At 73.3% G+C, this 12,442-nt stretch carries 10 protein-coding genes and 1 pseudogene; 4 read left to right on the top strand and 7 right to left on the bottom strand.

Annotated features, from left to right (window positions below; all coding sequences use genetic code 11):
- On the top strand, positions 1-2,169 hold a 2,169-nt coding region (locus tag KCH_RS02520; RefSeq protein ID WP_051652654.1), incomplete at its 5' end, for an ATP-binding protein.
- A gap of 74 nt (positions 2,170-2,243) precedes the next feature.
- On the opposite strand, the gene KCH_RS02525 is transcribed toward KCH_RS02520, so the two are convergent.
- Positions 2,244-4,178, bottom strand: coding sequence for a S9 family peptidase (locus KCH_RS02525; protein ID WP_035858547.1), 1,935 nt, complete (start codon positions 4,176-4,178; stop codon positions 2,244-2,246).
- Positions 4,179-4,401: 223 nt separating this feature from the next.
- On the opposite strand from KCH_RS02525, the gene KCH_RS02530 reads away from it, so the two are divergent.
- Positions 4,402-5,523: a helix-turn-helix domain-containing protein gene (locus KCH_RS02530; RefSeq protein ID WP_035870542.1), complete on the top strand. Its 1,122-nt coding sequence runs from the start codon at positions 4,402-4,404 to the stop codon at positions 5,521-5,523.
- Between the two features lie 261 nt (positions 5,524-5,784).
- Positions 5,785-6,549: a hypothetical protein gene (locus KCH_RS02535; protein ID WP_157031852.1), complete on the top strand. Its 765-nt coding sequence runs from the start codon at positions 5,785-5,787 to the stop codon at positions 6,547-6,549.
- On the opposite strand, the gene KCH_RS02540 is transcribed toward KCH_RS02535, so the two are convergent.
- The 4 genes and pseudogenes from KCH_RS02540 to KCH_RS02560 form a co-directional block, all read right to left on the bottom strand.
- Entirely contained in the window at positions 6,470-7,327 is an 858-nt protein-coding gene (locus tag KCH_RS02540) for a carbon-nitrogen hydrolase family protein (protein ID WP_244305105.1), read from the bottom strand. The two genes, KCH_RS02535 and KCH_RS02540, sit on opposite strands and share 80 nt — an antisense overlap.
- A 723-nt stretch (positions 7,328-8,050) precedes the next feature.
- Positions 8,051-8,445, bottom strand: a pseudogene (locus tag KCH_RS02545) (SRPBCC family protein).
- A 5-nt stretch (positions 8,446-8,450) separates the two neighbouring features.
- Positions 8,451-9,053, bottom strand: a complete 603-nt coding sequence (locus tag KCH_RS02550; RefSeq protein WP_035858550.1) for a CGNR zinc finger domain-containing protein — start codon at positions 9,051-9,053, stop codon at positions 8,451-8,453.
- 324 nt (positions 9,054-9,377) lie between these two features.
- Complete coding sequence (locus KCH_RS02560; protein ID WP_035858554.1) at positions 9,378-9,767, bottom strand: VOC family protein; 390 nt, start codon at positions 9,765-9,767, stop codon at positions 9,378-9,380.
- A 154-nt stretch (positions 9,768-9,921) separates the two neighbouring features.
- Between KCH_RS02560 and KCH_RS02565 the strand changes: the two genes are divergently transcribed.
- A complete protein-coding gene (locus tag KCH_RS02565; protein WP_084223137.1) occupies positions 9,922-10,512 on the top strand; it encodes a DUF1877 family protein in 591 nt (196 codons plus the stop codon).
- Between the two features lie 331 nt (positions 10,513-10,843).
- Here KCH_RS02565 and KCH_RS02570 read toward each other — a convergent pair whose 3' ends face one another.
- Both KCH_RS02570 and KCH_RS42150 read right to left on the bottom strand, forming a co-directional pair.
- On the bottom strand, positions 10,844-11,905 hold the full coding sequence (locus tag KCH_RS02570; RefSeq protein ID WP_051652657.1) for an SGNH/GDSL hydrolase family protein: 1,062 nt from the start codon (positions 11,903-11,905) through the stop codon (positions 10,844-10,846).
- Positions 11,906-12,089: 184 nt separating this feature from the next.
- Positions 12,090-12,442 (bottom strand): alpha/beta hydrolase (locus KCH_RS42150; protein ID WP_035858557.1); only part of this gene is annotated, 353 nt, incomplete at its 5' end.

Below are 12,442 nucleotides of genomic sequence, written 5' to 3' on the forward strand. Positions count from 1 at the left end.
CCCACCGGCCCGGGACACCCGGCCGGGCCCGTCGAGCGGATCGCCCGGGCCGTGGCGGGCCGGGACGTCCTGCTGGTCCTGGACAACTGCGAGCACCTGGTCGAGGACGCGGCCCGCCTCACCCAGCGCCTGCTGGCCGCCGCACCCCGGCTCACCGTGCTCGCCACCAGCCGCGAGCCGCTCGGCGTCACCGGCGAGACGCTCTGGCCGGTCGCGCCGCTCGCCGTTCCCGCACCCGGCGACACTCCGCAGCGGGCGCTCGCGCACCCCGCCGTCGCGCTCTTCGCGGAGCGCGCCGCCGCGGCCCGCCCCGGCTTCGCCGTGGACCACGACTCCGTCGACGCGGTGGTCCGGATCTGCCGCGAGCTCGACGGCCTGCCGCTGGCCCTCGAACTGGCCGCGGCCCGGCTGCGCGCCCTGACCGTCCGTCAGGTCGCGGACCGGCTGCACGACCGGCTCGGGCTGCTCGACCGCGGCACCCGCACCGCCCTCGACCGGCACCGCACCCTGCGCGCCGTGATCGACTGGAGCTGGGACCTGCTCGCCGAGGACGAACGCGTGCTGCTGCGCCGCCTCTCCGTGTTCGCCGGCGGCGCCACCCTCCCCGACGCGCACCTGGTCTGCGCCGAGGACTGGCCCGACGGCCCCGCGCCCGACCCGACCGCGGTCGAGGACCTGCTCTCCTCCCTGCTCGACAAGTCCCTGCTCGACAAGTCCCTGCTCGGCACCGCCGGCCGGGAGTCCGGCCCGGTCCGCTACCGGCTGCTGGAGACCGTCCGTACGTACGCCGCCGAGCGGCTCGCCGAGGCCGGCGAGGAGCACCGCACGGCCGCCGCCCACCTGCGCCGCTACGTCGAACTCGCCGAGCACGCCGAGCCCTTGCTGCGGACGGACCGTCAGATTGCGCTCCTGGCCCGGCTCGACGCCGAGCAGGGCAACCTGGACGCGGCCCTGCGCCGGGCTACCACCGCCGGGCCGGCCGAGCACGCCCTCCGGCTGGCGGCCGCCCGGGCCTGGCCCTGGCTGATCCGCGGCCGGGGCCGGGAGGCCGGCGAGTGGACCGCCGCCGTCCTCGCCGCCCACGGTCACACCCCGCCGCCCGGCGTGGAACAGGTGCACGCCCGCTGCGTCATCCTGGCCCAACTCACCGCCCCGCTACGGGAGTCCAATGCTGTCCCGATTCCTCCGGAGGTGATGGGCGCGGCCCTGGCCACGGCACGGCGGGCCGAGCATCCGGTCGCGCTGGCCGCCGCGCTGCTGACCGGCACGCCGGGCGCGGCGGAGCCGTTCCTCGGGCACCCCGACCGCTGGGTCGGCGCCGCCGCCCGTCTGGTGCTCGGTCGGGTCGAGTTGGGCGCGGGCCGGATCGGACCCGCCGAGACCTCACTGCGCGCCGCCGTCGCCGGTTTCCGTTCCCTGGGCGACAGTTGGGGCCTGGCGATGGCGCTGGTCACGCTGGCCGCACTGCTGTCCGTCACCGGCGCGGCCGAGGAGGCGCTCGCGGCGCTGGCCGAGGCGGGCGAACGGGAGGTCGAGCTGGGCGGCTCCGCCGAGACCCCGCTCCCGCTCCTGCTCTCCGGCCGGCTGCGGGCCCGCTGCGGCGAACCGGCCGCCGCCCGGGCCGACCTGACCCGCGCCCTGGCTGCCGCCGAACGCGCCGGGGACCAGCAGCTGCAGGCCGCCGCCCGCTATGCCCTCGCCGAACTCGCCCGCCGCACCGGCGAGTTGTCCGTCGCACTGGCCGCCCAGCTGGAGACCCTGCGCCGCCTGGAGCCGCTCCCCGCCACCCCGTCCCGCCTGCACCTGCTCGCCCTCGTCCACACCTCGCTGGCCCGCATCCGCCACCGCCTCGGCGAACCGCCCGAGGCCGTCGCCCAACTCCACGTACGCGCCCTGCACTTGGCCGCCGAGAGCGGCGACCGCCCGGTCCGGGCCGACGTCCTGGAGGGCTACGCCGAACACTGCCTCGCCCTTGACGCCCCCGACCGCGGCGCGGCCGCCCTGGGCGCGGCCCACCGCCTCCGCGGCGGCCACGACGCGGGCGACCCAGAACTCCGCGCCCTCCTGGACGCCTGCACCGAGGCCCTCGGCGAGAGCGCTTTCCGTGCTGCCTGGGACCGCGGCCGGGCCCTCGCGCACCCCGAATCCCCTGCACGGGAGGCCACTTGAGTGCTGCTCGCCCGACGTGGACAAGCGTCCTTGAGCCGGCGGTCGACACTTCCCGGCGCGGGCGGGCCGGCATCCTACAGGCAGCGGTCGAACCAGTCGCGGGTCCGCCGGAGGGCGTCGAGCTGGTGGGCGCGTTCCTCCAGGCCGTGGCCCTCGCGCGGGTAGACGACGAACTCGTGCTCGACGCCGAAGTGGCGCAGCGCGCGGTGGAAGTGGACCGCCTGCCCGAGCGGGACGTTGGTGTCCTCCTCGCCGTGCAGGATCAGCACCGGGGTGCGGATCGCGGAGGCGTACGCGAGGGGGCTGTTGCGGTCGTGGACGTGCGGCCCCGGTCCGTCCCAGCCGGTGCTGCCGCCCAGCGCCGCGTCGAGGATGCCCCAGTCGCCCGTCCCGGCCTGGGCACCCCAGTCGCTGATGCCCGCGCCCGTCACCGCGGCCTTGAACCGGTCCGAACGGGCGACCGCCCAGGCCGCGAGGAAGCCGCCGTGGCTCCATCCGGCGATCCCCAGCCGCTCGGGATCGGCGACGCCCTCGGCCACCAGCAGGTCGATGCCGTCCAGGACGTCGGTCCACTCCTCCCCGCCGACCCGGCCCGCGACCGTCGCGGCGAAGGCGTGGCCGCGCCCCGAACTACCCCTGGGATTGGGCAGGAAGACCGCGTACCCGGCACTCGCCAGCCACTGCCCGCAGTCGACCGCGTTGAGCGCGAACGCGTCGGCGTACCGGTCGTAAGGTCCGCCGTGGACCAGGGTGACCAGCGGAGCGGGCCCGTCCTCCCCGGTCCGCCCGGCCGGCCGGATCAGCAGGCCGTCCAACGCCAGCCCGTCGGACGCCCGGTAGCCGAGGCGCTGCTGAACTCCCCAGCGAATCCGCCGCAGTTCGGGCCTGGTGTCACTGAGGCGCACCAACTGCCCACCGGCGGGCCCGGCGTGGACGTTCTTCGGTTCGTACGCCGTGCTCGCCAGCAGGGCGACGGTCTCCCCCGAGCGGCTCGCGGTGAGCCCGGCGAGCAGGCCGGGCCCGCCCGTCAGGCGCCGGAACCGCAGCGACTCCGCATCGAGCCGGTACAGCGCGGTGTCCAGCCCCTCGGCGAACAGCGCGAGCGGCGGCCCGTCCGCGACCTGCTCCAACTCGGCCGGGCAGACCGACATCCCGGCAGTGAGATTGCGAGGCTCACCGGCCGGCCCGGTCTCCGGCACGGCGGAGTCGACCACGGCGAGCCCACCCACGAGGTGACCGGGCGTCACCTCCAGGTGCGCCAGGTGCCACACCCCGTCCCGGCTCCACCAGACCGGCGCCTGCGCCTCGACGCCGACCGGCCCCAGCTCCCGGACGGCCGTCGTCACCGCATCGACCACGTGCAACTCCGCCGTCAGCACTCCCGGATCGAGCTCCCGGGTGGCCCAACTCAGCACCGCCAGCGGCCCACCGTCCGGACGCTGCGCCACCGCGACCACGTGCCGATCGCCGAGCCCGTCCACCGTCCGGACCTCGCCGCTCTCCAGGTCCACGAGCCGCAGCCGGTCCGGAGGAAGGTGCCGGCCCCACACCTTGACCCCGTCCTCGCGCTCGTCCGCGGCCAGCAGGGCGACGGTCCGGCCGTCCAGCAGCGGGACGTGGTCGGAGACGCCGCCCCGCCACTCGCCCACCACCTCGGGCTCGCCGACCTCCTCGCCGACCTCCCCGCCGTCCACCCGGACCCGCAGAAGCCGCTGCTCCTCACCCCCGGAGACGGAGGACCCGGGGACGAAGGGCCCGGAGACGAAGAACACGGCCCCCGAATCCGGCCCCCATTTCGGCACCGCCCCGCGCCCCACCCCATCGGCCACCCTGCGCCGGTCGCCGCTCCCGCCGACGTCCGCCACCCAGATCGCCCCGCTGGTCCCCTCGTTGCCCACCACCCCGTACACCACCAGCCGCCCGTCCGGTGAAACCGCCGGTGCCACCGCGGCGACACCGTCCACCACCAGCTCGGCAGTGAGCTCCTCGGCCGGCTCGGGACTCGGCATGCGGACCACCTTTCGCTCATCGGGACGACCGGCGGCCATCCTGTCGCAGCACCGCGCCGCAGTCAGCCGAATTCCCTTGCCGCACAAGCAAACTGACACTTCTCGCTCACCGTTCGATCGACAGTGGTGCGAGCCCGCGCATCGGGAATCGCCGAGCGGGCGAAAGGTGCTGCGCACCCGGCGGCGCGGCGGCGCGCCCCCGCTCCCGGCGTACGCTTCCGACATGACAACGCTCGTCGGGGCCTTGATCAAGGAACTGCGCGAAGGTCTAGGCCTGTCGCAGGACCAACTCGCCAAGAAACTCAACCAGTTGAACGGCCGGGACACCGTCACTCGGGCACTCGTCAGCCGCTGGGAGAACGGGGGCAGAAGACCGGGCCCGCACTGGCTGCGTCATCTGGCTACTGCCTTGCAGGTTCCCCTGGAGGCTCTCGAAAGTGCGGACGTGAACCGACGCGCATTTCTGACCAACGTGGCCGCGACCGCCATCGCCCCGGCCGCCACCGCCGACCTGCTCGCCCACGGGTTCGGCGCCGCCCTCAAGGGCGGCCCGTCCGTGGAGGACTGGCAGCAGCGACTGCACGTCTACGGGCGCGACTACATGTCCGCCGGCGCCCAGGAGATTCAGCGCCGCCTCGCCGCCGACATGGTGGTCCTGCAACAGCAGATCGAGGGCCCCCGGATGTGGGAGGTCGCGGCGCGGCTGGCGGTGCTGTTCGCCAAGACGTTCCCGGGGACCGATGCCGCGCGCACCACGCACTGGTACGGGATGGCGGCCGCGGCCGCCGACCGGTCGGAGGACCCCGCCGCACGGGTGTGGGTCCGGGGCCGCGCCGCAATCGCCCTCGGCTACGAGGGCGCCTCGCTCGCGGTCGCGGAGCGGTTCGCCGACCAGGCGCTGGCCATCGACTCGCGCCCGTCGCTGGGACGCCTCAACGCGCTGATGGGCAAGGCGCACGCGGCCGCGATCCGAGGCGACCGGCGCGCCGCCCTGATGCTCAACGACGACGGCTGGCGCACCTTCGAACGCGTGGCCTCGCCCGCCGGCGAGCAGTCGGACTACGCCGTCCCGGAGTGGCGCATGAACGTCTTCTCCTCCCTGCTGCTGGCCCGGCTCGGCGAGGAGAAGCGCGCCGAACACGCCCAGGACCAGGCCCGCGCACTCCTTCCGCCCACCCTCCCCCGCTTCGCCACCCACCTCGACCTGCACCACGGCCTGATGCTCGCCCAGTCCGGCGACCGCACCGGCGGAGTCGCCCACGCGCGCACCGCTCTGGAGCAACTCCCGGCCGAGAAGCAGTCCTTGACGCTCCGCCTGCTCCTCGCGGAGGTGGAGGCGGCGTAGCGACAGGATCCGGAGGAGCGGACCCGGACACGGCCCGCCGGTGCTATCTTCTGCCTGCCCCGCATGGTGGGGGGAGCGGCGGGAGCGTTCCGATCGGCGTTCCCGTCGCGCAGTCGGAGACGACCGGTAGGCCCAAGGATGACCGTCCTCACCTCGCTTCTCGCCCTGTTCCTCCTGTGGCTCGGAACGCTGCTCGTCCGGCGCGGGATCCGGAGCTGGCGCGGCCGGGCGTCCCCGGCACGTCGGGTGGGGCCACCTGCCATGCGCAGCACGCGGGCGGAGACAGAGCGTTCCCAGTTGGTGTTCGGGGTGGCCTGCTGCTTCCTCGGCGCCGTCATCGGGGTGGGCGGATTCCTCGATGCCGCGGGTGTGATCGGGCCGGGGAGCCCACCGCTGCGGTCCACGGCCCTCGCGGTCGTGCTGCTGGTCCTCATCGTCGGCGTCACCGTCACCACCTGGACGGCGCTCGCGATCGTCTGGTTCAACCGGCCGCGCTTCCTCGTCCCGCCGCATCTGCGGGACGAGCCGGGCACCTTGTCGAACCGTCGTCGAAACCCGTCGGCACGTCAGGACGCCGGAGGGGCCGCCGCCGATCGCACCCCACTGCGGGGCCGGCCCGTCGCCGGGTCAACGACCGCATCCCGGGCAGCCGGGAGCGGCGACGTGAACGATCGGGCCTCCGGGGCCGGCACCCTGCGGGTCACCCGTGACCCCACACCCGTGCGGGACAAGTTCCGGGCCTACACCCTCCTGGTCGACGACTCCCCCGTCGCCACCATCCGTCGCGGCGCGTCCGTGTCCGTGGAGCTCGCACCCGGGCCGCACACGGTTCGACTCAAGATCGACTGGTGTGCGAGCCCGGAGGCTGTCGTCACCGTGGCGGCGGGCACCGAACACCGCTTGGAGTGCGGCCCCCGGACCGGTGCGGCCGGCCACGCGTCCCTGATCACGGCCGAACGTGACACCTACCTGTGGCTCCGCCCGGCCGGCGACCAGGTTCCGTCCGGCGGCTCCTTCGAGCGTTAGGCCTTGTCCTGGCCGTGGGTTCAGAACGCCGTGCGGGTCTCGCTGCGGGGGTCGCCCGTCGGCTGCCGCCCCTCGTAGAGCCCGGCGCGGGCCGTGCGGCGCCACGGGCGCGCGTACCGCAGGGCCGCTTCGACGTCCGGGTCCTGCGCGTCCAGGTCGATGTCCGCGACCGCCAGGGCGGGTCGGCCGTGACCGGGAGCGCGCGCCAGCCACCGGCCCCCGGAGCCACGATCCCGGCCGGGGACGTCGCGCTGAACTGGGCCGGAACGCCGTAGCCCACCCAGTAGTTGTAGAGCATCGCGTACGACTGGGCCAGGTGCGCCATCGAAGCGTCGTCGGCCATCACCGAGAGCAGCACGCAGTCCACGTCGAGGCGCTCGTACTCGGCGAACAGCTCCGGGAACCTGGCCTCGATGCACAGCGCGAAGCCGATCCGCAGTCCGTCCACCTCGACCATCAGCGGATCGCGGCCGGGGGAATACAGGAAGGAGAGCTCGGTGTGCGACAGGAACCGCTTGTCGTACCGGGCGACCAGGCTTCCGCGGTCCGAGACCACGTACAGGCTGTTGTGCGGCCGGTTCGGCCCGGTGAGCGGATGGATCGACCCGAACACCGTCCACATCCCGAGTTCACCCGCCCGCTCGGCGATCGCCTCCGCCTCCTCGCGCAGCACCCCCCAGGCAACGCGACCCCAGTCCGCCGGGACCCGGTGGCCTCCCGGCCCGGCCGTCATCACCTGCTTGCCCGGATAGGTGAGCGCCCCCTCGGTGAACTGCACCAACCGCGCACCGACTGCGGCCGCCTCGCCCATCAGGGCCCGAATCTCCCGACCGGCCACGCGCACTGAATTCCCGTCAGTGGGGTCCTGCGGAACCGTGCTCTGCGCCACCGCGACCCGCAACGTCCTCGCCACGCCGGCGACGTTACCCCCTCCGGGCGGCCCCGCCGCCGGCTACCCCCACTGGCTACCCCCTGGATGACAGGCCGTCACCCGGCGCACCATCGCTCCCCGGACGCTCATCGACGAGTCGGGGAGGGCAGCACATGCACGACCCAGTTGACCGCCTGCGCCAGCAGTCTCGAACAGCAGCCTTGGAAGTCGACCGCTCCCCACTGGACGACTACGACCGACGGACGAGCGACCAGGTCGCCGCCCGCACTCTCGTCAGCTGGCCGACCTGCCACTGCCCACGCCCCACCTGCCCGTACCGCCGCCAGCCTCCGGCCTGACGGACCCTCAAATGCCCGGCCGCCGGGCGCCGGCCTCGGCGGGCTCGACGCGCGAGTGGGCGGCCTGCACGGTGGTCTTCGCGGTCGGCCGCGCTCGCGGTGGCGGTGGCGGTCGTCGACGGCGCCGTAGCGGTCGTGGCGCGGTCCACCACGGCGAGGTCGTGGACCGCGTGGACTGGGCGCGGATCCCGGTGCCACGTCCTTGACCTCGTGGTCCACGGAGTTCCGGAACATGACGGTCGACTCCACGGCCTGATTGAGCGCGCTGCCGTCATTGCCGGTCGAGGACGGCGGCGGCCCGGTCCAGGACGGCCTGCCAGTGCGTCCGTTGCTGCTCGCGCTCTTCGGCGCTCGCCAGGTGTTCCTGGTGGAAGCGGAGCATCGTCCGCGCCCCGTCGGCGGCGGGGGCCACGGTGACCTGGACCGTGGTGGTGCCACGGGTGACGCGAATGCGGTCCTGCGGGCGGTAGCCGCGCACCTCGCCAGTCACCCCGCGGCCGTCCGGTACGGGGCGCCGCGGTCCGGGGCGAGGACCGCGCCGGGGCCGAGCCAGAGGGCGATCCCTTCGGCGCTGGTGATGAAGTCCCAGACGACGGGCAGGGGGTGGGGCAGTGTGCGGGACACGCCGATCTGCCAGCCTGCGTCTTTGGTGAGTCCGGTGGGCATCGGGGTCATCCTTCTTCGGAGTGGCGGGCGCGCAGCGCCCTCACCTTGTGGAGGTTGCCGCAGTGCTCCATGGAGCACCAGCGGCGCCGGCCGGGGCGTGAGGTGTCGACGTAGAGGAGGTGGCAGTCCTCGGCGGCGCAGGAACGGATGCGGTGTGCGAAGGGACCGGTCAGCAACTCGACGGCGTCCCGTGCGACGGCGGTCAGCAGGTGAGTGCCGGTAGGGGTTCCGGCCCATTGCCGTTCCAGGGTCGGCGCGATGGCGGGGACCAGGTCGGGGCGCGCAGCTGCGTGGTTGATGGTCTCCAGATCGCCGGGCGAGCTCGGCTCACCGCGCGTATGGGCGATGACCACCCGAAACAGTGCGTCGCGCAGTCCCCTGGCGTCCTCCACCTCGGCTTCGGAGATCTCCAGCACAGGAGTCGGCGTGAGCCGCGACCGTTCGGCCCAGGCAGCCAGGTCTGCGGGCTCGCGCAAGGCCTCGTACCGGCGGTAGGGGCCGGGGCCGCCTGTGGTCAGCAGTTCCAGGCACAGCGCGCCGGGGTCGAACCGGTAGGCGACGCCGGAGCGGGAGTACAGCGTCAGCCCTCTGGTCGGAGCAGGATCCATGTAACCAATATAACCGGTTACAGCGCGGGCAGGTAGGCGAAGCACTGAAGCGACAACGCCGAGGCGGTTGTTGCGAGGACGGGCCACGACCGCCTCCGGTGCGTCGGCGCCACCGCAGCCGCCACGATCGCCCTGTTCGCCGTGGCCGGGCAATGGCGGAGGGCGAGGTGGTCGGCGTCGGCGGTGTCGACGCTGGAGACAGCGACCTGAAAGCCGTTCAGGTGGGCGAGGGCGTAGCGGCGGCCCCCCGCGCGAGCGGAGGTCCGCCGTAGCACGAAGGGCGTCAATCACGGCTTCGGGAGACGTGGCCCTCGATGCGCGCGGCTACGCGGGCCAGCCGCCGTACGGCACGGTGATGAGTTCCATGGCGTGGCCCGCCGGATCCATGAAGTACACGCCGCGACCACCGTCGTTGCGGTTGATCGTGCCGGGTTGCTGCCGCCGGGGGTCGGCGTAGTGCTCCACGCCGCGCTGCTCGATCTTCGCGTACGCCTCGTCGAACTCCTCTTCGGAGACCAGGAAGGCGTAGTGCCGGGGGGTGATGCTGTCCGCAGGGACGGTGGCGAAGTCCAGTGTGACGCCGTTGCCCAGGCCGACGGCGATGAACGGGCCCCACTCGGCGGTGATTTCGAGGTTGAGCAGGTCCGCGAAGAACTCAGCGGACTCCCGGTTGTTCCGGGCGTGGACGATCGTGTGGTTCAACTCGACTGACAAGGAATGCCTCCGAGGGCATGTCCCGACACCTCCATGCCTCACCCAGCCGGTGACCGACACGCGATGTTGCCGTGGACCCTGGCCTTGATCCACTCCGTGGGTCAACAGCAGTCGGTCGACCAGTCCGTCGACGTAGTCCGGGGCGAGCGGGGCCATGCCGAACAGGACGCGGACGGGCCGGACCCTCGGCCCGAATTGTCAGGCCCGGTCGATAGGTTGCCGCGCATCGTCCCGAACACCTCCATCGAAGGCGGACCCAGTGAGCTTCCACCTGCATCTCCGAGCTGTCCCTTCGGCGGAGGTCCGCCCGGACAGTGCGTGGATCGAGCCCTTCATGCGGGAGTCCTGGGACAACCACGCGGCGGAGTACGACGCGGGAATCGCCGACTCGATCGAGAAGGACTTCGCCCAGATCAACCAGCTCTACACCGGCGCCCCGGACGGCCCGGCGGACCCCGGGAACCCGAGCGGCCTGCCGATCTTCGGCGGCACCTCGGTCCCGCGCGAGGACGGCCCCCCGTTCGTGCTCCTGTCGGCCGAGCAAGTAGCCGACGCCGCCGCCTTCTTGAGCGTCACCACCTTCGACTCGCGCTGGGAGGCGTCCGGCGCCGCGATCTCCGCGCACTGGGGAGGCGAGCCGGCGTTCGTCCGGGAGATCTTCCTGGGCCACCACGAAGATCTCGTCGCCTTCTACCGGGCGGCCGCCGACTCGGGCAAGGCCGTCCTCAAGGCGTTCTGGTACTGAGTCACCGCCCGGCGAATCAGAGTTCCTTGAGTACCGGGTTGGCCGCGAGTCGCGGGTGCTCGGCACCGAGCCCGCTCACCACGGCCTGCCGGAAGACCCGCCAGGCGTCCGCGAGGTCGGCGCGCTCGCACACCGCCTCGGCCGGCGCGTAGGTGCAGGAGATCCGGACCTTCCCGTCCTCCGGGGTGAAGTCGATCCGCTCCGCGTTCTCGGTGAACCCGATCGCCGAGCGCTGATCCGCCCGAGTCGCGGCGGCCGGTCGGCGACCGTCGGGACATGGGAGATCCGCAGGACACGTGGCGGTGGCCTGCGGATCTCGGGAGGCAGGGTGTCAGGGCGTCAGGCCGGCGGCCTCGAAGGCGGCTTCGGCTTCGTTGCGCTGGTTGAGGGCGCCGTAGTAGTTGGGGTGGACGAAGGTGCAGGCCTCGCCCTTGGGGAGGAGGGCGGGGACCTGGTCGCGGGCCGGGCACTGGTATTCGGCCGGGTCGGCGGGCTTCTCGACGCCGGGGGGCAGGACGAGGTCGGAGAAGATGCCGTACATCCAGCGGTTGGCGCCGCGGGCGCACACGCCGTGTCCGTCGCTGGAGGCGTAGGTGTCGACGTAGGACGCCTGGTTCTCGTCGGCCGCGTCGGCGATCCGCTGGTTCAACTGGCGCTCCAGGCCGTCGAGGTACGGGGCGTCGTTGGTCAGCCGGACGGTGCCGAGCTGGTGGAAGTTGCCGTAGGTGCAGCCGAAGGCGGACGGGACGATGGCGGGGTAGCCGAGCAGGAACACCTTCGCCCGGGGAGCCCTGGAGTGGATGTCCGCCAGCAGGGTGTGCAGGCCGTCCTCGACGATCTGCCAGTGCTCGTTGAGCCAGTGCTGGCCTTCCTCGGACTCGTAGTAGTCCTTGCAGTACTTGACGGGCAGGGTCTGCTCGGCGCCGATGGCCAGGCAGTTGAACAGGATGTCCCCGAAGCCGAAGTCGTTGCCGCCGATGCCGACGGTGACGACGTCGGTGTCGGCGTTGACCGCCTCGATCTGCGGCGCCTTGGTGACCCAGCCGCCGTGGTCCCGGCCGTTGACGGGCGGGCCGCCGAGCCGGTCGGCCGGCTGGGGTCCGAGTACGCCTTGGGCGATCGTGGCCGCGCCGCAGGTGACGTCGGTCAGCTTCACCCAGTCGGGGTGCGCCTCGTTGAGGTCCCGGGCCAGCATCGACTCCCAGTTGAAGCCGGAGCGGCCGCAGCCGTCGCTGTCGGCGGGGGCGTCCCACGGCGGGACCATGACGTCCGCGCTGTAGGAGTCCCCCATCGCCACCCAGTTCAGCTTCTGTGCCGCCCGGCCGCGTTCGGCGTTCGCCGGGCTCGCGGTGACCGTGACCGACAGGACCGAGCCGAGGAGCGCCGCGGCCATGGCCGCTCGGCGCAGGGGACGTGCAGAGGTACGGGCCATGCGTACTGCCTTCCGGGGAGGGATGGGTGCGCCACCGACGACACGCACCGTAGTCAGCAACTGACTGTATGCGACGCATCGGGGCGGTCGACGGCAGCGACCCAGCAAAAATATCGGGCAGGCGGAGCTGACACCCCCTCAGTACTCAGCCGCCGAACGGGAGCCGGTCCGGGGCGCAGACCGTTCCGGGCGGGGGGAGCACGCCGTCGATCAGGTAGCGGGCCTCGTACCGCGAGGCGCACGCGCTGGGGTTGGCCAGCACCGTGTGGCCGTAGCCGTCGACCGTCAGCAGTTCGGCGCGGCCGAGCGCGCGGGCCGTCGCGCGGGAGCCCTCGTACGGCATGGCGGGGTCGCCGGTGTTGGCAACGACCAGCAGGGGGCGGGAGGTTGGGGTGTTCCACGGTCCGTCGTAGCGGTCGTGGTCGCGGGCGGGCCAGTCGGCGCAGCGTTCGTCGGTCCAGGCGAAGTACGGGCCGGCCTCGCCGGAGCGGGCGCGGG

Source organism: Kitasatospora cheerisanensis KCTC 2395, assembly GCF_000696185.1.
Taxonomy (GTDB): Bacteria; Actinomycetota; Actinomycetes; order Streptomycetales; family Streptomycetaceae; genus Kitasatospora; species Kitasatospora cheerisanensis.

Coding starts and splice junctions, on each gene's coding strand:
- KCH_RS02525 (WP_035858547.1), bottom strand. CDS start 4,178: ATGCCGAGTCCCGAGCCGGCCGAGGAGCTCACTGCCGAGCTGGTGGTG.
- KCH_RS02530 (WP_035870542.1), top strand. CDS start 4,402: ATGACAACGCTCGTCGGGGCCTTGATCAAGGAACTGCGCGAAGGTCTA.
- KCH_RS02535 (WP_157031852.1), top strand. CDS start 5,785: ATGCGCAGCACGCGGGCGGAGACAGAGCGTTCCCAGTTGGTGTTCGGG.
- KCH_RS02550 (WP_035858550.1), bottom strand. CDS start 9,053: ATGGATCCTGCTCCGACCAGAGGGCTGACGCTGTACTCCCGCTCCGGC.
- KCH_RS02565 (WP_084223137.1), top strand. CDS start 9,922: ATGCCGAACAGGACGCGGACGGGCCGGACCCTCGGCCCGAATTGTCAG.
- KCH_RS02570 (WP_051652657.1), bottom strand. CDS start 11,905: ATGGCCGCGGCGCTCCTCGGCTCGGTCCTGTCGGTCACGGTCACCGCG.